Below are 24,045 nucleotides of genomic sequence, written 5' to 3' on the forward strand. Positions count from 1 at the left end.
GTTCTCTTTTTTTCACTTTAATTCTCCTTGAATATAATAGAGAACAACAAGCACCTACTACTGAGGTTTACTATCAATAGACAATAACCTCATGGCTTTTGGACCTCTGAGGGTAAACCACCAAAGTGTTTGCTGTTCAATTGGTTCTTAATCAAACTGAGCCCGATAAATAACTATTAGGCCCCGCTATTTACACGTAAGTCACCTATAGGGGGAGCGGCTTATGCGTGCCAATTAATCAAATAACAACTTTGTAGCGCTTGTCCTTTTGCGTTTTCACCTCCAATGATGATTAACCCATGTTCGCTGGATATCGAGATACCATAAGCTTGACTGACAGGTAGTTCGCCTACCCGTCGCCATTGTCGCTCCTGAAAACACCAAATATCGTCAGCATAATGTTTGCTTAACCCTTGATGGGTATACCACTGCTTTTCTCTTGCGTTTTTCTGGCTACCAACAAAAAATGCCCCTCCAGCAACCAAATACTGGCCTTTCACCAGCCCGGCATACGCACCAGCTAAACCTTCATGCTCTTGGGGGGAGGCTTGAATGCTCGGTAACGTGTTGCTCTTCACTTCTTCTATCGAAGAAAAAGTAAATTGTTTTACTTGGGTACTACGCAGACCTGGCTTGATTTCTCCGTCGATCAATACCACCTGATTATCATGTTGTATTAAACAAGCTCCGCAGTTAGCTGGGAATGGATTTTCCACTAAGATTCGCCATTGCAGCGTTTCGCAATCAAACAACCAAATGTCCTGATTCCAACCGTATTTCTCGGGTGGCATTGACATAAACTCAACCAAAGCGGCTTGATGTTTTTCGGTTTCAAGCACGGAGTCTATCTGGCAAAGTCTTGCTAGAAAGTCATCGAACAAAGGTTTGTTATATCCACCCCAGAAAGCAATTTTCCCCGGCGCAATTTCACACCCACTAGCGCCTAATAAACCAACTGGAACTTCCGATGCCATCATTTGCCATTTATCATTTTCAATATCGAAACGATGTACATCGGTAAGCACTTGGATACTCTCACAGCCATCTGGTAACCCGGCGCCAGAGAACACCCAAATGTCACTGCCACTTGCGACCATAACCGCATCATTTCTAACCACACCCGTAAACGCTGCCATCGATTGCCAACCACGTTCAGTGGCATTCAAATCTAGGCAATAAAACTGCGTTCCTGCACTGCCTAATCCTGCGAAGATTCGGTCGGCAATTCGAGCACCGACAGCGTTTTTAATTTCAACGGGAAAGTCAGGATACGTAACGATAGAAAGTGACATGTTTATCTCCGTGATTAATGAGTGACTTGAACAGCTTTGCCGTCCCAAGAAAGCAAATACACTTCTTTACGTGCCACACGCTTGCCATCTTCTCCGCCAATAACCAAGACGCCTTCATCAGTGGTAAAAGAGGCGCCATAAGCGAGACCGTATGGTAAATCCGTAGATTGCGCCCATAGCCCGTTTTTCAACACATACGTTTCAGGATTAAACGCTTTACCAAAACCGTTATGCGCAAACATTTTTCCTTGCTCGAATGCCCCTTTCGCACCATGGAAGTTAGCGCCACCCGCCACAATCACAACACCGTTACTTTCTCCTACAAACGCGCCAGCAACGCCTTCTTGGGTCTGTTGGCTCGATGGCTTAGGCAAATCATGCAAGCTCATCCACGGCTGATCAGCACCGAAAGCAAACTGCTTAACTTCAGAGGTTCTTAATCCAGGTTTTATTTCTCCACTCACCAACGTCGCTTTAGCCCCTTGTTGAACCAAAGCTGAACCACAGTTAGGCAGGTAAGGAGAAGATCCTAATTCGTTCCACACGCCTGTTTCAGGCGTATAACTAAGAACGTTTGAGTTCCATTTGTAATCAACTGGCTTCATTCCCATATAGTCATCGACGATTTTTTGCCATTTTTCTGGCTGATCTTTTTTACTGGTCGCGTTGATATCTGCCAAGTAATTGTCAAAGTAACCTTTGTTGTAGCCGCCAAAAAAGAGAACTTGTTTATTATCTGGCGAATAAGAAGCTGCCCCAAGTAAACCAACTGGCGTTTCTGTATTAACAAGAGCCCAAGAGTTGGCCTTTGCGTCATAGCGATAAACCGTATCGAAAAGAATGGGGGCATCATCACTTGAATGATTTTTACCTGACCCACCAAAAACATAGATTGCCTCACCAACGACGCTCGCCGTTGCGCCACTTCGCGCAGGGCCTGAGAAATCTGCTTGCTGTTTCCACCCTTTTTTTACGTCGGCTAAATCCAACATGTAGAAGTCTTGGCCAGCAGAGCCTAAGCCAACATAAACCTTGCTACCTACCTGAGCGCCAATTCCACTTTTTATACCCACAGGTAAATCAGGCCACTGCTCTTTTGCAAAAGACGCCGTACTAAGGAATACAGAAGCCGCCAGAAGTGGCATAACCAAGCTATTGAGGTATCGTTTATTCATTATCTTAATTTCCTTATTGAAATGACCATCATCTGCCATTCAGTTAATGAGAATACGTATGAATCTCTTGTTTGTAATTCATATGCATTATTGATCGAAGGAAATTATTTTTATAAGATCAACTTAACAAAAAAATAATTTTTATATTTAAATAAAATAAAAGCCTGCAATTGCAGGCTTTAGAGTATAGAGAGCTTTTATTTTGTTAGGAGGTCATTAGAGGCATAACAACTTCTGCAGTCTCTAAAACGGAGTCTGAATATTCTGGATACATATCTAACAAACTGTTCACTAACACATCGACTAGCAGAAGAGCACCCACTTTTGATGAGAAAGCACCACCAGTCAACGGGCCTTCAGGCCTTGCTGCAACAAGCATTTCTGTAGAAATTGCCGACAAAGGGCTATGACTAATATTGGTTAAAGAGACAACAGGCACTTTACGTTTATACGCTTGTGAAGCCGCATGGACCACCTCTTTAGTCGAACCTGAGCTAGACACCGATATCCATAAATCTCCCTCAGTACAACGAACTGCGTTCATTGCAGCAAGATGAGTATCCTCATACATAGTGACTTTTTTACCAATTCTCAACAAGCGAAAGGAAAGATATCTCCCTACAATACTCGATGCACCCACCCCAACACAGCTTATAAAACTGGATTTATGGACTAATTTACAAATCCTCTCCAACGATTTCCTGTCAATGAGCTTGGCGGTATCATTCAAACTTGCTACGGCATTTTGAGCGGAAACATCGCAAATATCACCTTCAATTTCTGGCGCATTTTGGCTAGCCGTTTGGCTTAAATCAATAGCCAAACCCATACGAAAATCGGAATATCCTTTGTATCCCATGTCACGACATAGGCGGACCACCGTCGCTTCACTGGTTTGCGTATTTTTAGCAAGTTCTGTGATTGTTTGAAATTGCACGTCATGAGCATTTTCAATTATGTAGTTCGCCACAATGGTGAGTTTCTTACTCAAGGGTTCTATATTAGAACGCATTCTGACTAAAAGATTTTTAGGCGTATTCACATTGGCCCCTATAGATATGTAACGCTTGAATCAAAATAACAGACTCAATAAAACAATGACATAGAATCCCATCTTAAAGCGTAATATAAGGGGATAAATCCCCCTTATATTGTTACAAAAAGTCAGCGTCTCGCATTTTTGCTACAACGTCAGCTTTTTGCCCTGCTGTTAATGGACGAATAGGTGAACGAGGATGTCCAGCGTTAATACCATGCAACTCCATCGCCGCTTTACCTGCTGCAACACCACCGTATTCAACCAACACCCGAATAATGGCAATAACTTTATCCATCAATACAGCCACTCGAGCTTGATCACCCTTGTTAAATGCTTCAATAATCTTCAAATACAATGGTGCGGCATAGTTGTAGGTGCTGCCTACTGCGCTTAGAGCCCCTACAGCTAAGCCAGCAGGCAAAAACTCATCGACCCCAAACGGGATGTCAAATTTCCCATCAGCAACACGCACACAGCGTTGGTATTCATAGAGATCAACGTTATTAAACTTAGCACCCGTTAGATTAGGAATACGATCATTGCCGTGAATGAGAAATTGCTCCAAGTCGACGTTTACGCCAGACATACCTGAGTGGTAATAATAGAACCCTTTTGACGGTGCTGCCGCTGCCACTTGAGCACAATAGTCCACCAAGTCTTCTACATTACCCGGCTTAAAGAAACATGGGCCAATTGCAGAGGTCGCTAAAATATCCAACTCTTCAGCGTGACGAGTAAGATCTAACGTATCGACGATGCTTAACGCACCCGTGTGTATAATAAGATCAAGCTTTCCATCCGCTGCTTTTACCCATCGCTCTGAAATGGCTTTACGCTCTTCAACCGAACAGTGTATCCCTTCCCCTGTTGTTCCACAGACATAAGCACCGGTGACGCCTTGTTCAACGAGCAACTCGGCAATTTGGTCAATGGCACCAAAATTCACCTTGTTGGCGGCATCAAATGGTGTATGGGGTGCAGCGATTAGTCCTGATAACTTTTTCATGTTCCTACCTTAAATTTTTTCTAATGGCGGAATAAACCATTGCTCATTCCACTTACTGATTTTTATAACTCTGTCTCATAACTATTTTCCGTAATCAAGCATCAATTCTGGAAGGAAAAGTGTGAATTGTGGGAAAACAGCAATAAGAGTCAATACGATAAATAATGGCACCAGAAGAGGAATCACCCCTTTGGTTAAGGTATGGAATGGTATGTCTCCAACCTTAGAAACCACATACAATGCCATGCCCATAGGTGGCGTTAAAATACCAATCATTAGGTTCAAAATAGCCATCACACCAAAGTGAACCGGATCAATACCTACCGCAGCAGCGACAGGGACAAGGAACGGTACTAACAGAAGAAGCAGAGCTAAAGACTCAATGAATGTGCCCAAAAACAATAGAAGTAAGTTAATCAGCAGCAGCAGAACAAGTGGGTTTTCACTGATGGTTAAGAAATAGTCTGCCATCATCTGTGGTAGCTGCTCACGAGCCACAATCCAACCAAATACCGTCACACCCATTACCATCAATGCAACAACGGCGGTAGTATTAACGGTTTCTTTTAAAATATCGATAAAGCTTGTAAGCGTAACTTGGCGGTAAACCACAACACCTAAGAATAAGGCATATAACGAAGAAACAACGGCCGCTTCTGTTGGCGTGAATTTTCCAGAGAAGATGCCGCCAATAATAATAACTGGCGTCAACAACGACAAGAAAGCTTCTTTTAATGATTTAAATCGCTCACCACGTGAAGCTTTACGCAGTGTGATATAACCACGCTTTTTACAGATGAAGTAGCTCATTATCATCAACGAAGCAGCACACATTAAACCAGGAATAGCGCCCGCCAAAAATAGCGCGCCAATCGAAGTGTTTGATACCACACCATAAATAACAAGTGGTACGGAAGGCGGAACCAATGGACCAATAATACACGAAGCAGCCGTGAGACCACCTGCAAAATCATCATCGTATTTAGCATCCCTCATCGATTTAATTTCAAGTTGCCCTAGCCCACCCGCATCCGCCAAAGCCGAACCTGACATACCCGAGAAAAGTAAACTTGCCATAATATTCACATGACCCAAGCTGCCTGTAATGTGCCCCACCATGGATTTAGCAAAGTTGAAGATACGCTCTGTAATGCCAGCGCTATTCATTAAGTGACCAGTCAATACGAAAAATGGCACAGATAGCAACGTGAAATTGTTAATGCCACCCAGCATTTGCTGAGCCGCGAAGTTAATTCCCGTGCTTTGGGTCAATACCAAGAACACCAGTGCAACGAAAATAAGTGAAAAGCCGACGGGCATCCCTACAAACAGGAGTGCTAACCAACCAAAAATTGAACCTGCCATAACGACTCCTACCTAGTGACTGTGTGAGATGGTTGATTAGAGGCTGATACGGTGGTTTGGCGAAACTCGCACAACAACTGGACCATTTTTTCCAATTGACGTGCCACCATAAACAACCCAGCAAGAGGTAAACTGTAGTTCATCCACTTACTCGAAATTTCTAACGTAATCAGTTCAAAAAAAGCGGTGCGTTGAACGTGCTGATAGCCTAGATAGATAATGGCAAAAATCGACACAAGCACTGCTAACTCAAGGGCAAATGCCAAAGAGAACCGTATTTTGTTTGACAACTTATCCGAGAAAAAAGTAATTTTGACGTGCGAGCCCGTTTTGATCGCGAGTGCGCAGCCAATTAACGACATATACATAAAAAGAACTCGCGCGAGCTCTTCACTCCACAGCGAAGGATCATTCAGTAACCAACGGGTTCCGATCTGCCAAGTCAGTACAAGAAGCAGAATCGCCATTAAAGGTACGGTGATGATTTCTTCAATATTATTAATAATCTTACGTAACATTTTTTAGCTCCAAGGCTGGCCTATTATGGCCAGCCAAGCTTATTTACTATCAAAGGCGGAGGCTTACATACTCGCCAGTTTCTTCACAATTGGTTGACCAATTTTCTCTTCAAACTCAGAGTACAATGGCTCCATTGCTTGACGGAACGGGGCGAGATCCGGATACGTAACGTTCACACCTTGCGATTCAAAAAAAGCAACCAACTCTGCTTCTTGCTGTTTCACCGAGTTAGTATGAGCCGCCCCCGCTTTTACTACAGCCGCGCTTACTATCTTGCGATCGGCCTCTGACAATTTTTGCCAAGTTGTTTCAGAAACAATCACCATTTGATCGTTAACGATATGATTTGTAATCGCTAAGTTCTTTTGTACTTCATAGAATTTCATCGTTTTGATAGTAGGCAATGGATTTTCCTGACCATCAACCGCATTCGTCTGCAGAGCTAGGTATACCTCAGAGAACGCCATTGGTGTCGGTGATGCGCCCGACAATTTTGCATAATTCAGATTTGGTTTTGCATTTGGTACGCGAAGTTTCAAACCTTTAAAATCGGAAATGGATTCAAGAGGACGGTTAGACGTTGTTTCACGAGTTCCGTTGTACCAAGTGTCTAGCGCTCGCCAGTTAAACTTGGTTAGCATTTCATCACGAACACCTTGGCCAAAATCAGATTCAAACATACGACGTAGATGCTCATAATCCTTCGCAACATATGGCAAAGTCACCGCTTCTGCACGAGGGATCCAAAGCCCCATACGACCAAATTCCGCATAAGTGATATCCAAATCACCGAGGCTTAACTGCTGCAACATTGCTCGGTCATCTCCTAGCTGCGCACTAGGGTACAGCGACAGAGTAATATCCCCGTTACTCATTTCTTCAATGGTATCAGCTAACAGTTTTGCAGAAGCGTATTCGACTGAACCCACAGATGCTTGCATTCCCATTTTAAGTGTCGTAGCGGCTTGTGCAGAAACAGCAAGTCCGAGAGTCAGCATAGCAATAGTGATTTTGTTCATGGCTTTCATAGTATTTCCTTATCGTTATTTTTGGTCTGATTTCACCACTTTCAAAAAAAATAATTATTTTATTTGAAAAAAATCTTCGTTATGGATTATCATTGCGGTGAAGATTATTTTCAAATTTATATTTAACAAAATGTGATCACGGACAGATATTCAATCCAAATGAAACCAACACCAACCATTCTCCAGCCTGATGGTTTCATTCTAACCGTGACAGTATTTATACAAATGAGGCTCGTCGTGAAAAATAAAGCACTTAGCATCAATGATTTAAAAGGTATGTTGCGCGGACAAACGATCGTCTCCATCCAACCTGTTGAAAACAGTCCACTTGCCAAAACTGAAATTATTGTGGCAATGGCGCAAGCTGCTGAACAAGCCGGAGCAAAAGCACTTCGCATTGAAAGTGTCTACAATGTGAAGGCCGTTTCGGAAAAGGTCAGCATTCCCATTATCGGTATTGTGAAGCGTGATTTGGAGAATAGCCCGGTAAGAATTACGCCATACTGCACCGATGTCACAGCATTGGCAAAGGCAGGGGCAACTATTATTGCGTTTGATGCCACAGACAGAATTAGACCAGAAAGCCGTGAAATCATCGCAAACGCAATTAAAGAGACTGGCTGCTTCGCCATGGCTGACAGTTCATGTTTTGCAGACGGGATTTGGGCTCATGCACATGGTGTAGAGATCATTGGATCGACCTTGTCGGGCTATGTTGGAGAATTTGAACCACTAGAGCCAGATTTTGAACTGGTTAAGCAGTTTTCTAAAGCCGGTTTCTTTACAATGGCCGAAGGCAGATACAACACTCCTGAACTGGCAGCCAAGGCTATAGAATGTGGAGCAACCGCAGTCACAGTGGGCTCGGCCTTAACACGACTCGAGGTCGTAACAGATTGGTTTAATCAAGCAACGCAAGCAGTAGAGACTCTATCATGAACATCCTTGCCATTGACATTGGCGGTACAAAAGTCGCATTAGGGTATGTCTCAAACGGCAAGCTCGTTGATCGAAAGCAAATTCCGACCATTGATGTCACCTCTGCGCATCAATTCGCAAATTATATTTTGAAGCATTGTCAATCCTGGTTAGCGGACGCAGATAGTATTGGTATCTCTACCACTGGGTTGGTGACTGAATACGGCATCAGTGCGATTAATCCAGATACATTATCGTTCCCTACCCCGTTTCCGCTCCATACTGAAATTGAAACACTTACTAGCAAGCCAGTTGCTATGTTGAACGATGCTCAAGCAGCCGCATGGTATGAGTACTTACATTTAACCGAACAAGAAAATAATATGGCTTATATCACCGTATCGACTGGAGTCGGAGGAGGTTTAGTTATTGATGGTAAGCTTCATCGCGGAAAGACCAATTTCGCTGGCCACATCGGGCATTTGGTGATTGATCCGAATGGCCCTATCTGTGGCTGCGGTCAGCAAGGTTGCGTCGAAGCGGTAGCCTCTGGAACCGCTATCAACAAACACGCTCAACAAACCCTTACCAAGGCCATGTCCAATATAGCGCTTTTTGAAGAGTCACATCGAAACCCAAAAGCCGAACAAATTATTCAACAAAGCGCCCAAGCGATAGCGACATTGTGCTGTAACTTAAAAGCGAGCCTTGATTTAGATGTCATAGTGATTGGTGGTGGTATTGGTCTAGCTCAGGGCTATTTAGAAAGAGTGATTCAGCACATCGAAAAGCGACCACCTTCATTTCAAATAAAATTAGTACCCGCTAAAGGTAATCACGATGCCTGCCTTCTTGGAGCGGCTTATCTCTTCGAGCACTGATGCCCAGTCGAGCTCTAAATATAACGGCCCATTAATTAACACGGCTCTTAGTTAAAGAGAAAAAGGATTAATCATGACACTCAAAGCAATCTCAGCTCTGCGCATTTTTGATGGTGAGAAAATGCACTACGAATCAGCATTACTTTGGAAAGGAAATTACATCGTAGCCATCATCCCCGTAAATAGCATTCCTGAGAAAGCAGAAGTAATACGCTACCCTTCAGCGACAATCACTCCAGGCTTTATAGACCTACAAGTCAATGGTGGAGGAGGAGTCATGTTCAATCAACAAACCGATGTAAAAGGAATTAAAACAATTTGCAGTGCACATCGTAAACATGGTACCGCATACCTATTACCAACCTTAATTAGCGACAGCCAAGATAAAATTAGACAGGCTTTGCTCGCAGCTAATGCAGCCTTGGAAAGCAATACTAAGGGCATATTAGGCGTTCACTTAGAAGGCCCTTGGCTTAGCCCAGAAAAAAATGGCGCTCATGACACCCGCCACTTTTACGACCCATCCGTAGAATCTCTCCAAACGCTTCCTTGGCTTTCCAAAGGAAGAACACTGGTCACTTTGGCGCCAGAAGCAGTAAACAATGAAGCTGTTCAGTGGCTATCCCGTCAGGGTGTGTTGGTGTCTTGCGGTCACAGTAATGCAAATGCACAACAACTAAGTGGTGACACGCTATCGCATGTTGATGGTTTCACTCATTTATATAATGCTATGTCCCCTTTGACTGGCAGAGAGCCGGGCGTAGTTGGTGCCGCGCTAATGACCGATCACGCTTGGTGCTCAGTTATCACTGACGGCATTCATGTCGCACCAGAGAACGTCAAACTAGCGCATCGAGTAAAACCCAAAGGTAAGCTACTGATTGTTTCAGATGCAATGGCATCAGTAGGCAGTGAAGACAACAGTTTCATGCTTAATAATGAGACCATCAGAGTCATAGACAACAAGTTAACGAACTCAAATGGCAGCTTAGCAGGCGCTCACATAGGAATGGACCAATCTGTTGCTAACGTTATTAAGTGGGGGTTAGACGAACAAGAAGCCTTCAAAATGGCATCAACTTACCCGGCACATGCACTGCGTAGTGCTAGCTCTCTGGGATACCTGAAAACAGGATTTATTGCAGCTGCAACCATCCTAGATAGTCACTATCAAGCTCAAGCAGTTCTGGTTGATGGCAAACTTTTCACTGAATATCACTGATTTTTGGTCTATTGAAGTCGTATGTTGTTCATCAGATCACGCAAAGCTTTCATTGATATTGGATTTAAACAACCCAAGCTTTACTCCTTGGAAGCGCGACAAAATATTGGGTTTTTCCAATCTAAACAATTCAAAGATAAGGAATTATCGCTAAAGCACTTCCGGACATAATTTAGTGCATTTTTTGCAACAACGGCTACTTCAAACTATGAGTTCTACTGTTGAATGTTATGAATGGTTGAATGAAACTAAATGCGTTGGCCCAGTTGTTCAATTGAACTTGCAGATGTTGTGCACGTGAGAGGACTTTTGGATTGGTCGAACATAGTGCGTGCCACTTTTGTTGTAAACTTAAAGCAAAAAAATAGACCATGAAGACTTAAGCTGAAAATATGAAGAAAGCCTGTAAATTTTAATCTCCCTCGAAATTCTAAGTAGGAAAATTACCACGTAAATATCAGCGGACGAGTCTTATAGATCGAACAAGGCTACGCTCTGTAACATGCTTCTGGACAAAAATGAGTTACCAATAACGTTCAATTTGCATCTTCTCAACAAACTGAATGAAATTATCTTTTGCAAAGCTCTCTAACTGCTCATTCCAAATTAAGCCGACATCCCATGAGCTATTTACCCCTGACAATTCCCAAAAAGCGACATGCTCATTCGCAATATGTTTTACACTTGCAGGAACAATAGTGAAGCCCAAATTTGCTGATACTAGTGCCAACAATGTTTGAATATCATCGGCCTCCTGAACCACATTCAGTTTTTTCTCATGCTCCTCTAATAGCAAGTTTATTTGTTGGCTTAGCCCCTTCCCTCGCTCAGGGTTAAGCTGTAAATAATCGATTGAATCTAACGAAAACCACAGTTTTTTTTTGTCTATGATTTGACTTCTATGCGTCGCAAGCACTAGGTGATCTGTACAGAGCTTTACGCCCTTCAGCGGAGCTACAGTTGGTAGTCGACTAAAACTGAGATGAAGATCCCCTAGAAGTAGAAATTCTGACTGCTTTTGAGATGGTATATCGTTAAGCGTAATATGGATCTCTGGGTAGTGTTTTTTAAACTTAGCTATGTAATCTGGAGCAAGGTGGTAGGAAGATATACCAAAACCTATATTCAGATTTCCTGCAATTCCCTTGGCGACTCGTTGAGTTAGAGATTTATAAGATTCAAAACTCGATACAATTCGTTGCGCTTCAGGTAAAAGAGCTACGCCTGCCGCAGTTAGACTGGCCCCTTGTCTTCCTCTCTCAAATAAAACCACTCCACAAAAAGCTTCAAGGCGCTGAATCTTCTTAGTTAAAGCTGACTGAGTGATGTGTAAGTGCTCTGAAGCTACTCGATAGTTACCATCTACCGCTAACTGGCAGAATGTGCGTAAATCGACAAAATCCATTCCATGCGCTCATTAATTATAGGAATTTTATTCATTATACGGAATCAAAAGAGTTTTTTAAAATGGTTGATATTCACCAAGTAAAAGGAATAATTATGAAAGATATCCGTGTTGCGACTGTCCAATTTAACCACCATGCGAACGACAAAAACTACAACTTATCGGTCATTCAAAGTTACGTAGAAAAGGCGGCTAAACAAGGGGTAAAAATCATCGCCTTCCCTGAAATGTGTGTGACTGGTTATTGGCATGTTTCGAAACTTAAAAAATCAGAGATCAATGATTTGTCCGAGTTCATTCCACAAGGGGAAACGTCTCAACGCTTGCTAAAAATGTCTGAACAATACCAACTCAGCATCGGCGCAGGTTTAATTGAAAAGGACGAGGACGGAAATCTCTATAATTCTTACGTAATGGCAATGCCTGATGGCCAGATAGCCAAACACAGAAAGCTGCATACGTTTGTCAGTGGACACATGAGAAGTGGTAATGAATACACTGTATTTGATACACCACATGGATGCCGTGTAGGAATCCTGATTTGCTGGGATAATAATTTAGTCGAGAATGTTCGAATAACAGCATTACAAGGAGCAGATATATTAGTCGCGCCTCATCAAACAGGCGGAACGAACTCTCGAAGCCCTAATGCGATGGGGTTGATTGATCCCCAGCTTTGGCATAATCGTCACCAAGATCCAGATTCGATTCGTTCTGAAATGCAAGGCTCTAAAGGAAGAAAGTGGTTAATGCGTTGGCTACCCGCGCGTGCCCATGACAATGGCATGTTCCTAATCTTTAGTAACGGTGTTGGGGTTGATATGGATGAAGTTAGAACGGGGAATGCGATGGTGCTCAATCCCTATGGTGAAATTATCGCTGAAACTGACTGCATCGATAATGCTATGGTTATTGCCGATCTCAATGCGAAAGATCTAAACATGTGTACAGGCAAGCGCTGGATCAGAGGTCGTAGACCTAATCTCTATGCTCCCTTAACGATGGAAGGGAATGAATTGACGCCTTATCAAGCAAGGTTCTCGACGCAAAAATAGATGGCGTAACTTATTGAACATTCGCCAACGAATAATGCGTTGGCGATTACATTATTTCATAAATAGCCACTAACAAACTTTGGGGCACTTCTGGGTTAGTAGCTTTGCTAATCTAAGCATCGACATTTCGCAACTGACAGCATTCATTTGGGCGCATAGAAGACAATAGACAAATAGGTGAACCCAATACTGGTCATTCAGTTTCTGCCTACTACGGGGCTTAGAACCTAACTTACCGAGGGTAAATACTCATGTGAAAAGATTTCTTTCAAGTCAGTAAGTTAAAAAGGCTTCTTTCGATCTTTTTCATCTCGAGTGTCGTTATTTTTAATTGAAGTCGATAACTCTGCGAATGGGTTTTTAGAGAGTTCCAAGTGCCTACACGCCCAGCTATATATACTGGAGCACCTTTGTATGTATCTAGCGGCTGTAACATCGATAATTGTAAGTAATCCAAACTCTTTATTTCTTTCAATGGTTTCAAGTACCGACATTGGTATGTATTGGGTCAGATTGATTTTCAGGTTCAGCAATCTTTTGCCTAAGTTTAAGTTCTAGCTTAAGAGCAAGTAAAACAGCATGCTGTAATCTCTGGTGTGCAAGGATCTTTTGGGTTCGGTTCGATTGTAGAATTGGGCTTGAAATGCGTTTGGGATTTGATAACAAAAGTACCAAATACCTGAAGAAGAACGTTGAGTAAGATAGCGCATGTTTAGTACCACTATTTAGTACCAATTGGCTTTCTGAGCTATATTTGTAGGGTAATCATTTGATAAGTAAGGATAAAGCAGTAGAAGGGTGGAAGCCCCAGCCACATCCCGGCACACACGTCGCCTGCTGCGGCTGCTTCCTTCCGGATCTGACCGAGTTCACAAGTTAGTGTTGCGGGAGGACCAGGGCCTCCATAGATTCTGTATCTTAGTGTTAACTAAGAGCGTGGGGGATTATCAGCCATCAATCGTTCTATTGCAAGTCGTATGTCTCTAATTTTACTCACACAGCAACCAAGTGTTTAGTGTTTGACCAATTTGTCTAAATGCGCTGCACATTCGACGAGTAATCTTGATTTGCCGCTTCTTTATGACGCTGTTCACCATGTTTGTCTTTGTACATCGCTTTATCGGCTTGATCCATAACGCTTTCTAACGACATAAAACGGGTTCTAGGAGAAGACACACCAATCGCTATATCGATATCCAATCGAATGCCTTGTTTAAGGTGATGGTAGTCAACCTCACTTAGTATGCTGACGATCGTGTGTAAGTGCTTAGCTTTGATGGAGCCCACCAAAATAAATTCATCTCCACCGATTCGATAGCAACCCCCTCGCCAAACTTTACGAATTTTATATGACACTTGCAGTAATACGTCATCCCCGACTTCGTGACCATAGGTGTCATTGATCTCTTTAAATTTGTTTATGTCGAGGTAAATCAGCGTTAAGTTCGCACCAATACCAGCTCGATATTTCCTGTGCAATGCGCGTCGATTCTTTAAACGAGTGAGATTGTCGGTATTAGATTGAACATGTAGGTACATACTCACAATCAACATAAAGGCGATCACTAGAGTGAACAGCCATTGCGTTCTCCGCGCGAAGCGCTTTTCCGCCACCAATGTCGAGCGCCAATCTGGCTGCAAATCGTATCTCGCCAGTATTTTTTTTACATCTATAATTTTTAGCGCTTGATCAAAGAGTGGTGCTAGCTGAGCACCAAATTCATTTTTCGGAAAAGCAAAGCCAATATCAACGGTGTAAAAGTCGCCGATCAATGCATCTTTCACCAGTGGTAGTAAGTGCTCGCTTTTTTTCAACTCTCGGTTAAAGTTGCTGACGCTGATGGTAATATAGTCGACCTCACCGTTGAGCAACCCTTGTATTTTATCTTCTGTACTCTCATAAAAGACAAACTCTTTATTCGGTAATAATTGGCTAAACAATTCATGAACAAAGCCATCCTTTATTACCCCAATTCTCTCGATAACCAGTTCAGCTACATTTCGATATACATTGTCTTTGTAACCTTCCCGCTTAATCAAAATAGCTTTTGACTGATAGTGCGTATCGGTGAAATACATGAGTGGTTTTCTTTGCTCAGATATAGCGACTGGGGCGAGTAAATCGATCTTCTTATCTCTGAGATCGTTGTACATACTTTCCCACGTTTCATTTTCCGTACTGACGATTTCACATTTCACCATCAGCAATTCACAACTGCTTTTCATTAAATCGGCACTCACGCCGTGTACACTCCCATCGCTTGTATAAAAAGCGTAAGGGTTTAGGTTCTCAAGCTTCACTTTCAGTGTGCGAGAAAGGTTAACATTACTATCGATAACCGATTGTCGAAGAGCTTGCGTACGTATATCTAACTGATAGCGTTCTATCGATTCTCTTAGCTGCTTTTGAATGGGAGCAGAATGAACAAAGTCGACAATCTTAGGTAACAATTCATGGTGTCTACCTTTCGGGGTGATAATAGAGACAGGTTGAATCGACAAATGGTCATTGAGTAATTGTGCATTTAACCCCTTAAGTAACAGAGGCTTGAGTTGATTAATCGCATCAATAACACCGTCAACGTCACCCGAATGAAGCAATTGAAAAGCCTGATCGTGCCCGTTATATAAAACCAGCTCGATTGAGGGATAATTAATGGAAATCAGATCGGAGTAAATTGTGCCTTCAGGTACGCCGAGTGTTGATATTTCAGACAGTTCTAGATACTCGTAACTATATAGGTAGGTATATTCAATGTTGGTTGGTTGAGAAAAATCGAAACGTTGCGAACGAGACTCGGTGTAAGTCACATTCGCTGCAAAATCACTTTCACCGCTCTCAACAGAGTTAAGAATGGCATCGAAATTGGGCTGATCGATGTAGTCAATTTTTAATCCAAATTTATCACCAATGTTGTCAAACAACACTCGTGTGACAATATCATCCGCCTCTGTAGAAACGGTTAATCGGTCTGACTTTTTTACACCGACGAGAGGGCTTGCATGAACAGCAAAAGAGATAAGGTGAATCAGTATAAAAACCATGACGCCACTTCGGTATTGCCTATTCATTTTTCCGCCGTAATTTTTATGCATGTAAAAAACATAGTTATGTATTACATATATGCAACATCGTCAACCGTGAAGGTAAAACTTTAGTTTAATAATCGGATCTAAGACACGATTACAACTGTTGCGACTCTTCCATGCTACGCAACATATAATCGGTAACCCAGGCGGTTCCTAACAAGCAAATCCAAACCACAAACACGGGCTTGGGCACATCAACATTCGGTGTCACCACCAAAGCAGCAAAGCCTACTGCGGGCAATGACCAGCAAAGCAGTTTGTTCCACTTAAACCCTTTGAATCGGTCAAGGCTTTCAAACGAAGCAATGATTCCAATAATACTCAATGAAATCAGAATCGCGTAAGACAACCCCGCAAGCCATAACGGCAAAATAAACAACAGCACCCACCAACTGTGCTTATCGGATCGTTTCCAATGATTAGCAGACCACCAGATAACAATAATAGAAAGCAACTGAACGAAGGTTAACAAAGCACTTCCGCCTAACTTACCCGAAGATTGGGTGAGCATGATGCCAACCTGAAGGGAAATCACAATCAGAGACGTTGTTAAAATAACAGCCAAACTGCTTCGTTTTGAAAAGATCACCATGAGCAGGGGAAACAACATCCATACGCTCACTGAAAGAGAGAATGGCTGACTTGCTAGAGTGAGAGCGTAACTGGTCATCGCAGCTAATAGAGCCAGGCCAGCGACACCTCCTTGTGGGAGTATCCATAAAGCGGGAATGACAAAAGCTATAATAGGAACTTCGCCACCACTTAAGCTCAAAGCGCGTGCACATATCGCCGCTAAGAGTGTTGTAATTAAGAACTGAAATGTTGAGAATATCATGAGCTCTCCTTGTACCTATCCGTGGTACTTCAACTCTAGGACCCACCCAGTATGGATCAGTTTTCAGTTCAAATCTTTGCAGTAATTCACCAAATTCCACATGGGAAAGTAACAAGCTATGGTGTTGTCGCAAAATTAGCTGGCTACCCTGGTTATGCAAGGCAAGTAGGCAAAGTTCTCTCTAACTTGCCAAAAGATACGCGCTTACCCTGGTTTCGTGTCGTCAATAGTCAAGGAAAGATTTCATTAACCGGTGATGCGTTACAAAGACAAAAAGAGAAGTTATTAAGAGAAGGGGTTGAGGTCAGTGAGAGAGGAAAGATTAAAATGAGCGTTTATCAATGGCAACCATAGCGGCAAACATAGCGGCAAACATAGTGACAATCATAATGACAACTGTTGATACCGTCTTCGGAACAAATAAAGCAGCGTCTTTCAGCCAATGCCATTGATAAACTTCGTTAGATGTACAATTTGCACCTACACCTAATCTGCACGAACACTAATGAGTCGAAGATCAACATTCTGTGTTTTGTTCATGTCCGTAATCACTGCATATCGGGTATCGGTAATAAAGCGTAACTTTCCGTCCACTTCGATACGAGCACTAACACTGTAAGTGTGTCTCTGCTGTATTTTATTGCTGTCATAGGCCAAATCAAAATTGAACGGCACTTGTGAACCATTGGTTTCAAAACGGTGCTTAGCAATGACCACCGCTGGTGCATCAGCTAATGAGACATCTTGCAACGTGACCGTCACCAGCGCGTTCTCAGGAAGAGCTATACGCTCACGGTAAGAGACCGTACCCGTGATAGATTCAACATGGCTTGCACCCATCTGTTTCTCTGAAGATTGACAACCCACTAATGCAGCGCCGAACATTATCGACATAATAACCAGTAGTGCCTTTTTCATAAAATCTCTCTTAAAATAGTAAAATCGAAGCAATTGTATGCCCGGTTTGATAACCTGTCACGGTGAAACATAAGATGCTGACAATTTTTTGACTGTGTTAGAATTTCGACCATCTTATGAGTAATGTTTAGTATAAAAATCAGATAAGGTCAAAAATTAATGAGTAACGCCTTGAAAGAACTGTTAAGTCTTCTTCAGTTAGAGAAACTAGAGGAAGGGCTTTTTAGAGGTCAAAGTGAAAACCTCGGTTTGCCTCAAGTATATGGGGGGCAAGTGATTGGACAAGCACTCTCAGCTTCACGATATACGGTTCCTTCAGATAGAACCGTGCACTCATTTCATAGCTATTTTCTTTACCCTGGCGATCCCGAAAAACCCATTATTTACGATGTAGAAAACCTGCGTGATGGCAAAAGCTTTAGCACAAGACGAGTGAAAGCCATCCAGAATGGTCGCCCTATCTTTTACCTTACTGCTTCCTACCATGGCGATGAACCTGGTTTTGAACATCAAAACACCATGCCAGAGGTTCTTGGCCCTGAAAACTATGTGTCTGAAACCGAACTCGCGGCACAAGTAGAGCACCTTTTACCTGAAAAGCTTAAGAAGATTTTCTGTGGCGATAAAGCCATTGAAGTGCGCCCTGTGACTATCGTAAACCCGCTAAACCCGAAAAAAGAAGAGCCAAAGCAATACCTTTGGATGAAAGCAAATGGCGACATGCCCGACAGCCAACTCATCCACCAATATTTGTTGGCTTACGCGTCTGACTGGGGATTTTTGGTCACCGCTCTTCACCCTCATGAAGTGTCGTTAATGACACCCAAGTTCCAAGTGGCAACGATTGATCACTCGATTTGGTTCCACCGCCCATTCAAAATGGATGAATGGCTGCTGTTTGTTATTGATAGCCCAACCGCTTGTAACACTCGAGGTTTGGTTCGTGGGGAAATCTACAATCGTCAAGGTCACTTAGTCGCCAGTGCCGTCCAAGAAGGCGTCATGCGATTTACTCAGTAATCATGGCACGCACTACTTCGCATAAAGCCTTAGCTTCTGGCTTCTTAGCTTCAATCAGCTAGGGCTTTATATTGGTAAAGCTGTGGTGTATTTAAGAGGCTCCATCGCAAAGGTCGACGTCACATCCGAAAGGCCATCGACACTGTTCACCAGACGTTTATAAAACTCATCGAAGCACTTCATGTCCTTCACCAGGACTTTGAGCATGTAATCATACTCACCCGCCATCCGGTAGAACTCCATTACTTCAGGAAACTCAACTGCGGTCTCAACAAAATGGCGATACCATTCGTGAGAGTGATCGCTGGTTTTGATCATAACAAAGGCGGTAAATGACAGCCCTAATCGTTCAGGGTTTAGCAAGGCAACTCGCTTTTCAATCACTCCCGCTTCTTCCAATTTTTTAAGCCGCTTCCAACATGGGGTTGATGTTAAATTGACTGATTCCGCTAAGTCATTCAGCGATATCGTTCCATCGGCTTGTAGAAGCCTTAGTAGTCGCTTATCTATCTCATCAAGTTTCATTTCGACAAAATCCAGTTTTGGAGAAAATAATTCTATTATTATTAAATTACACAGGTAAATAAGCAAAGTTTTTCTCTTCAATTATAGTTAAATTATGAACATACCAAATCGAAGGAATCACCTTATGTGTACTGATCATAACTGGATTAACAATGCGATCCGTAAAATTGAAGCCGACTTTCAGCGCTCTGCAGATACCCACCTCATTAAGCTTGAGTTACCCAGTATCGACGGCATCGATGTTTATCTTAAAGACGAAAGTACACACCCAACGGGATCTTTAAAGCACCGTTTAGCACGTTCTCTGTTTTTGTACGCGATCTGCAATGGTTGGGTAGGCCCAAAAACCACGATCATCGAATCATCTTCCGGCAGCACCGCGGTTTCTGAAGCCTATTTTGCTCGTCTTCTTGGCTTGCCATTTATTGCGGTCATGCCCAAAAGTACTGCGATTAAAAAGATCGAACAGATTGAATTTTACGGTGGGAAAGCACATCTGGTTGACCGTTCTGACGAAATCTATGCCGAATCATACCGCTTGGCAAAAGAGCTAGATGGTCACTATATGGATCAATTCACTTACGCGGAACGTGCTACCGATTGGCGCGGTAATAACAATATTGCTAATTCGATCTTTAGCCAAATGGAACGTGAAGATCACCCCATACCTGACTGGGTTGTGATGAGCCCAGGTACTGGTGGTACGTCAGCAACCATTGGTCGATTTATTCGTTACCAACAACACAATACAAAGCTTTGCGTGGTAGACCCTGAAAACTCGGTATTCCACGACTATTTTAAGACCGGTGATGCCACCATAAAAGGTGACTGCGGAAGTAAAATAGAAGGCATTGGTCGCCCTCGTGTCGAACCCAGTTTCATCCCTGGTGTGGTGGATGAAATGCGTACCATTCCTGATGCAGCGAGTGTTGCCACGGCTCACTGGCTAGAAAATATCCTAGGCCGTAAAGCGGGTGCTTCAACAGGTACCAATCTCTTTGGTGTGCTTCAGTTAGCGAGTGAGATGAAAAAACGCGGAGAGACGGGATCGATCGTCACTCTGCTATGTGACAGTGGAGAGCGCTATTTAGATACGTATTACGATGAGAAATGGGTCGCGGATAATATTGGCGATTTAAGGCCGTATTTAGACAAGCTCGATACCTTTTATGAGACAGGTCACCTAGACTAACCCGCTGTAAAAGAGAGACAAAATAAAAGCCGCTATCCGATGAAATAACATCATTGATAGCGGCTTTTTTGTCTTTTGATTGTGACATTCTTTTGAGAGCGACTTAATGCTACAGCTTGTGTCTGCCTAACAGTGAATGAGACAAGGTCGTGCCATCCACGAGTTCAAGTTCACCACCGACTGGGACACCGTGTGCAATGCGACTCGCTGAAACCTGATGTTCTCGGCAAAGCTCAGCAATGTATTGCGCTGTGGCTTCCCCTTCAACCGTTGGGTTCGTCGCCAAAATCACTTCAGTAATGTCCTTCTGACGAAGGCGAAAATCAAGCATATCTAGGCCAATATCACTGGGGCCAATCCCGTCTAATGGTGACAAATGCCCCATTAACACAAAATATCGTCCAGAGAATTGCCCTGTTGCTTCCACTGCTGCAATATCGGCAGGGCTTTCAACCACACAGAGCAAGCCATTAGCTTGACGTTTAGGATTGCTGCAAATATGACAAACCTCTTCTTCTGTAAAGGTTCGACATTCGGTGCAGTGACCAATCTCGGTCATGGCTTGGCTGAGTGCATCGGCAAGCTGTAAGCCGCCTTTTCTATCGCGCTGTAACAAATGAAAGGCCATACGCTGTGCCGACTTGGGGCCAACCCCAGGCAGACAACGTAAGGCCTCCATCAAATGCTCCAGCATATGACTGGTACGCATCTATAATTCGCTTATTTAGTTCAAAAAGCTAATGACAATAAGCTTGAGCTTTAAAACGGCATCTTCATACCTGGTGGTAATTGCATACCGCCAGTTACACTCGCCATTTTTTCTTTTTGAGTCTCTTCTACACGTCGTGCTGCATCGTTAAATGCCGCTGCGATAAGATCTTCAAGCATCTCTTTATCGTCTTCCATTAAGCTCTCGTCAATTTCTACACGACGAGTGCTGTGGCTGCCTGTGATCGTTACTTTAACAAGGCCAGCACCAGCTTCACCGGTCACTTCCATGCTTGCGATTTCTTCTTGAAGCTTTTGCATGCGCTCTTGCATTTGCTGGGCTTGCTTCATCATGTTGCCCATACCGCCTTTACCAAACATTCGCGTCTCTCTGGTTATTGGGTGTTTCGTTATTTATGGGGTTGACGTTGTTTAAATTCAACCCCACGGATTCTATATTATCTGAGTGTCAATTCCGTTGGCTTATCATCAATTCGTGTTCAATTAAATAGGCCTGACACTGTCTCTATCTAAGGTCGCTGCAAAGCGTTTTTCAATAAACTGGACATTGTTGTCCGCTTCTAAACTGTCAAAAGCCTGCTGTAATTTCCCTTGGTAAAGTTTTTCTCTCAACTCTAAGGGTGTTTCACCACTCTCGCCTACTTCAACCACCAACTGACACTCGTTCCCCTGCACTCGGCTAAGCGCTTGCTGTAATTCTTGACAGGCTCGTTCGGTGTTCAAATGCGCTTGCGCGCTTCGTAACGTTAAGTTCACTGTATTCCCTTCTTGGCGATACGATGAATTGAGAGCCAATTGTTCAACAAGTTTTGCGGTTTCTAGCTTTTGGATCAGTGCAGCCCATTCGCTTTGCTCGATAGATTCACTCATTAACCTATCCACCATTTCTGGTGTTTTGATGTGCTCTAGAGCCGCTTTGATTTGAGTGGGGGTGAGTCCATTATCTTGCTTTGGCGCGATAGGCTTTGATGCTTTCCACTGGTAAGGTTCGTCCCCACTTGTTTGAGCATTTTCAGCCCCTTCAATCAGTGAGGAATGAGAACTTAGCGACACCGGCGCTGTTCCTGAGTGCTTTTTAGCCACACGATCAAGGACAGTTTCTGATTTAGCGGATGCCGCTCTAGGCTTTTTTGGTCGTGAGTCCTGAACTTGTGGGGTTGTTCTTGGCGATCCCGTAGGCTGATCGTTTGAAGAACTTGGCGCCGATTTCAACCCTTGGCGTTGCGAACGTAATTGGTGACGCAAGCCACTCAATGGTGATGACGCTGTTTTTGTAGGCTCAGGGTTCGCTGGCCTCTGAGGCGGTATCACCTCGGCTTGAGCAGCTTGAGGTTGCTCTGAATTCATTTGCTGAGTTCTTGAAGGAACCCTCTGTTCTTGAGGCACATAAGGCGCCTCTTCCTCTGGCATATAGCCATGAGAGGGGCGGTCATATTGATCATACGATGGCGGTGTTAATTCACTACCAACCACACCACTATTATTTACGCCACTATTATTTATGCCACTCTCAACAGCGGATTGCTGAATCGGTTGATTCGTCATAACCGGTGCAGTCGTTGTAGATGCTGAATTCATCGTCTCTGTATGCATAGTCGCTTCATGCATAGATGCTGTATGCACAGCTGAACTAGCCGCCTGCGCGCTAGATTTATCTATTGCAGCCGAATGCTGAGGCTGATTTGGGGCCGCAACAGGTGCATCACTCAACTGGGTTGAAATACGGCTTGCACCCGTCACTGTCGCAGGACGAAACGCTAACATGCGTAAAACAATCATTTCTAAGCCCATACGAGCACTCGGCGCTTGAGCAAGATCGCTGCGACCTTTTAAAACAATTTGGTAATACAGTTGAATATCTTGTGGGCTCAGAGCTTGCGAAAGTAGCTCGACTTTTTCTGCGTCTGGTTGCTCTTTATCAAGCGTGGCTGGTAACGCTTGATACATGGCCATCCGATGAAGCTGCGCTGCGAGTTGTTGTAACAAACCATCCCACTCGACGCCATTTTCAGCCAACTTTTCAATGCAGTCCATCGCCATCTTAGGTTGCTTATGGCTGATCGCTTCTAGCAGATGAATCGCTTGGTCAGTGTCTAATGTACCCAGCATGTGCGCAACAAGTGTTGATTCTACATGACCATTACCTAACGCAATGGCTTGATCCGTTAAACTCAACGCATCACGCATACTGCCATCCGCTGCATGGGAAATCATGCCGAGTGCTCTTGGCTCAGAGGATACACTCTCTTGGGCTAGAATATGGTCCAATTGCTGATGGATAGTATCGACACTGATCGGTTTCAGATGAAACTGTAAACAGCGTGATAAAATGGTGACTGGGAGCTTTTGAGGATCGGTCGTCGCCAATATAAACTTCACATACTCAGGAGGCTCTTCAAGAGTTTTGAGTAAGGCGTTAAAGCTGTGACGAGAAAGCATATGAACTTCATCGATAAGATAAATCTTAAAGCGTCCACGTGCGGGTTTATATTGAACGTTATCAAGAAGATCACGAGTATCTTCCACTTTAGTACGTGAGGCGGCATCAATTTCTAGTAAATCAACGAATCGACCTTCATCAATCTCTTTACACGTATCGCACTCACCACATGGGGTGGCTGTAATGCCCGTCTCGCAATTGAGCCCTTTAGCGAACAAACGTCCTATGGATGTCTTACCGACGCCACGAGTGCCACTCAGCAAATAGGCATGGTGCAAACGGTTTTGTGTTAACGCGTTTTCTAACGCTGTTAAAACATGTGCCTGGCCTACGACTTCATTAAATTTAGTCGGTCGCCACTTTCGTGCTAAAGCAAGATAACTCATCAATT

General features: G+C 43.4%; 23 protein-coding genes and 1 other RNA gene. 7 read left to right on the forward strand and 17 right to left on the reverse strand.

The features are described from left to right. Positions 1-221 precede the first annotated feature (221 nt). The 7 genes from A1QO_RS15410 to A1QO_RS15440 all read right to left on the reverse strand — a co-directional run bounded on the left by A1QO_RS15410 (position 222) and on the right by A1QO_RS15440 (position 7,424). The gene (locus A1QO_RS15410) at positions 222-1,292 is read right to left on the reverse strand and encodes a YjhT family mutarotase (protein ID WP_017039374.1); all 1,071 of its coding nucleotides are present in this window, start codon (positions 1,290-1,292) and stop codon (positions 222-224) included. A gap of 14 nt (positions 1,293-1,306) precedes the next feature. Next, complete coding sequence (locus A1QO_RS15415) at positions 1,307-2,467, reverse strand: N-acetylneuraminate epimerase (protein WP_017039375.1); 1,161 nt, start codon at positions 2,465-2,467, stop codon at positions 1,307-1,309. 205 nt (positions 2,468-2,672) lie between these two features. Then, entirely contained in the window at positions 2,673-3,509 is an 837-nt protein-coding gene (locus tag A1QO_RS15420) for a MurR/RpiR family transcriptional regulator (protein ID WP_017039376.1), read from the reverse strand. Between the two features lie 112 nt (positions 3,510-3,621). Next, on the reverse strand, positions 3,622-4,512 hold the full coding sequence (locus tag A1QO_RS15425) for a dihydrodipicolinate synthase family protein (protein WP_017039377.1): 891 nt from the start codon (positions 4,510-4,512) through the stop codon (positions 3,622-3,624). A gap of 81 nt (positions 4,513-4,593) precedes the next feature. After that, positions 4,594-5,877 carry a TRAP transporter large permease gene (locus A1QO_RS15430; RefSeq protein ID WP_017039378.1) on the reverse strand — a complete coding sequence of 428 codons (1,284 nt, stop codon included), beginning with the start codon at positions 5,875-5,877 and terminating at the stop codon, positions 4,594-4,596. Positions 5,878-5,885: 8 nt separating this feature from the next. After that, positions 5,886-6,395 carry a TRAP transporter small permease gene (locus A1QO_RS15435; RefSeq protein ID WP_017039379.1) on the reverse strand — a complete coding sequence of 170 codons (510 nt, stop codon included), beginning with the start codon at positions 6,393-6,395 and terminating at the stop codon, positions 5,886-5,888. Between the two features lie 63 nt (positions 6,396-6,458). Continuing rightward, positions 6,459-7,424, reverse strand: coding sequence for a sialic acid TRAP transporter substrate-binding protein SiaP (locus tag A1QO_RS15440; protein WP_017039380.1), 966 nt, complete (start codon positions 7,422-7,424; stop codon positions 6,459-6,461). Between the two features lie 225 nt (positions 7,425-7,649). Here A1QO_RS15440 and A1QO_RS15445 point away from each other — a divergent pair, with 225 nt between their 5' ends. The 3 genes from A1QO_RS15445 (at position 7,650) to nagA (ending at position 10,445) form a co-directional block, all read left to right on the forward strand. Next, entirely contained in the window at positions 7,650-8,363 is a 714-nt protein-coding gene (locus A1QO_RS15445) for an N-acetylmannosamine-6-phosphate 2-epimerase (RefSeq protein ID WP_050990363.1), read from the forward strand. Beyond that, on the forward strand, positions 8,360-9,223 hold the full coding sequence (locus A1QO_RS15450) for an N-acetylmannosamine kinase (protein ID WP_017039382.1): 864 nt from the start codon (positions 8,360-8,362) through the stop codon (positions 9,221-9,223). The genes A1QO_RS15445 and A1QO_RS15450 overlap by 4 nt, the downstream gene beginning before the upstream one ends. Positions 9,224-9,296: 73 nt before the next feature. Beyond that, complete coding sequence (gene nagA / locus A1QO_RS15455; RefSeq protein WP_017039383.1) at positions 9,297-10,445, forward strand: N-acetylglucosamine-6-phosphate deacetylase; 1,149 nt, start codon at positions 9,297-9,299, stop codon at positions 10,443-10,445. A 523-nt stretch (positions 10,446-10,968) separates the two neighbouring features. On the opposite strand, the gene A1QO_RS15460 is transcribed toward nagA, so the two are convergent. Then, positions 10,969-11,850 (reverse strand): LysR family transcriptional regulator, encoded by an 882-nt coding sequence (locus A1QO_RS15460; protein WP_017039385.1) that lies wholly within the window; start codon positions 11,848-11,850, stop codon positions 10,969-10,971. A 62-nt stretch (positions 11,851-11,912) separates the two neighbouring features. Here A1QO_RS15460 and A1QO_RS15465 point away from each other — a divergent pair, with 62 nt between their 5' ends. After that, positions 11,913-12,905 carry a nitrilase family protein gene (locus tag A1QO_RS15465; protein WP_017039386.1) on the forward strand — a complete coding sequence of 331 codons (993 nt, stop codon included), beginning with the start codon at positions 11,913-11,915 and terminating at the stop codon, positions 12,903-12,905. Between the two features lie 554 nt (positions 12,906-13,459). Here A1QO_RS15465 and A1QO_RS20775 read toward each other — a convergent pair. The 4 genes from A1QO_RS20775 to A1QO_RS15480 all read right to left on the reverse strand — a co-directional run bounded on the left by A1QO_RS20775 (position 13,460) and on the right by A1QO_RS15480 (position 16,830). Beyond that, the gene (locus tag A1QO_RS20775) at positions 13,460-13,615 is read right to left on the reverse strand and encodes a DUF6538 domain-containing protein (protein ID WP_426621166.1); all 156 of its coding nucleotides are present in this window, start codon (positions 13,613-13,615) and stop codon (positions 13,460-13,462) included. Positions 13,616-13,707: 92 nt separating this feature from the next. Beyond that, positions 13,708-13,804, reverse strand: an RNA gene (gene ffs, locus A1QO_RS15470) — signal recognition particle sRNA small type. Positions 13,805-13,937: 133 nt separating this feature from the next. Beyond that, a complete protein-coding gene (locus A1QO_RS15475; RefSeq protein ID WP_017040912.1) occupies positions 13,938-15,977 on the reverse strand; it encodes a GGDEF domain-containing protein in 2,040 nt (679 codons plus the stop codon). Positions 15,978-16,089: 112 nt separating this feature from the next. Beyond that, positions 16,090-16,830 carry a hypothetical protein gene (locus A1QO_RS15480; RefSeq protein ID WP_017039388.1) on the reverse strand — a complete coding sequence of 247 codons (741 nt, stop codon included), beginning with the start codon at positions 16,828-16,830 and terminating at the stop codon, positions 16,090-16,092. A gap of 51 nt (positions 16,831-16,881) precedes the next feature. Here A1QO_RS15480 and A1QO_RS15485 point away from each other — a divergent pair, with 51 nt between their 5' ends. Further along, entirely contained in the window at positions 16,882-17,184 is a 303-nt protein-coding gene (locus A1QO_RS15485; RefSeq protein ID WP_017035235.1) for an MGMT family protein, read from the forward strand. A gap of 132 nt (positions 17,185-17,316) precedes the next feature. Here the strand turns inward: A1QO_RS15485 and A1QO_RS15490 are convergent, their stop codons facing one another. Next, entirely contained in the window at positions 17,317-17,748 is a 432-nt protein-coding gene (locus tag A1QO_RS15490) for a YbaY family lipoprotein (RefSeq protein WP_017039389.1), read from the reverse strand. Positions 17,749-17,907: 159 nt separating this feature from the next. Here A1QO_RS15490 and tesB point away from each other — a divergent pair, with 159 nt between their 5' ends. Beyond that, complete coding sequence (tesB, locus tag A1QO_RS15495) at positions 17,908-18,768, forward strand: acyl-CoA thioesterase II (protein WP_017035233.1); 861 nt, start codon at positions 17,908-17,910, stop codon at positions 18,766-18,768. A 66-nt stretch (positions 18,769-18,834) separates the two neighbouring features. On the opposite strand, the gene A1QO_RS15500 is transcribed toward tesB, so the two are convergent. Continuing rightward, positions 18,835-19,293: an Lrp/AsnC family transcriptional regulator gene (locus tag A1QO_RS15500; protein ID WP_017035232.1), complete on the reverse strand. Its 459-nt coding sequence runs from the start codon at positions 19,291-19,293 to the stop codon at positions 18,835-18,837. Positions 19,294-19,417: 124 nt separating this feature from the next. On the opposite strand from A1QO_RS15500, the gene A1QO_RS15505 reads away from it, so the two are divergent. Next, positions 19,418-20,485, forward strand: a complete 1,068-nt coding sequence (locus A1QO_RS15505; protein WP_017035231.1) for a PLP-dependent cysteine synthase family protein — start codon at positions 19,418-19,420, stop codon at positions 20,483-20,485. A 109-nt stretch (positions 20,486-20,594) separates the two neighbouring features. On the opposite strand, the gene recR is transcribed toward A1QO_RS15505, so the two are convergent. The 3 genes from recR to dnaX form a co-directional block, all read right to left on the reverse strand. Beyond that, entirely contained in the window at positions 20,595-21,194 is a 600-nt protein-coding gene (recR, locus tag A1QO_RS15510; protein WP_038131343.1) for a recombination mediator RecR, read from the reverse strand. Positions 21,195-21,244: 50 nt separating this feature from the next. Continuing rightward, entirely contained in the window at positions 21,245-21,574 is a 330-nt protein-coding gene (locus A1QO_RS15515; RefSeq protein WP_017035229.1) for a YbaB/EbfC family nucleoid-associated protein, read from the reverse strand. A 123-nt stretch (positions 21,575-21,697) separates the two neighbouring features. Further along, positions 21,698-24,040, reverse strand: coding sequence for a DNA polymerase III subunit gamma/tau (dnaX, locus tag A1QO_RS15520; protein ID WP_017040422.1), 2,343 nt, complete (start codon positions 24,038-24,040; stop codon positions 21,698-21,700). Positions 24,041-24,045: the final 5 nt, after the last annotated feature.

The sequence above is a fragment of the Vibrio genomosp. F10 str. ZF-129 genome (genome assembly GCF_000287055.2).
Lineage (GTDB): Bacteria > Pseudomonadota > Gammaproteobacteria > Enterobacterales > Vibrionaceae > Vibrio.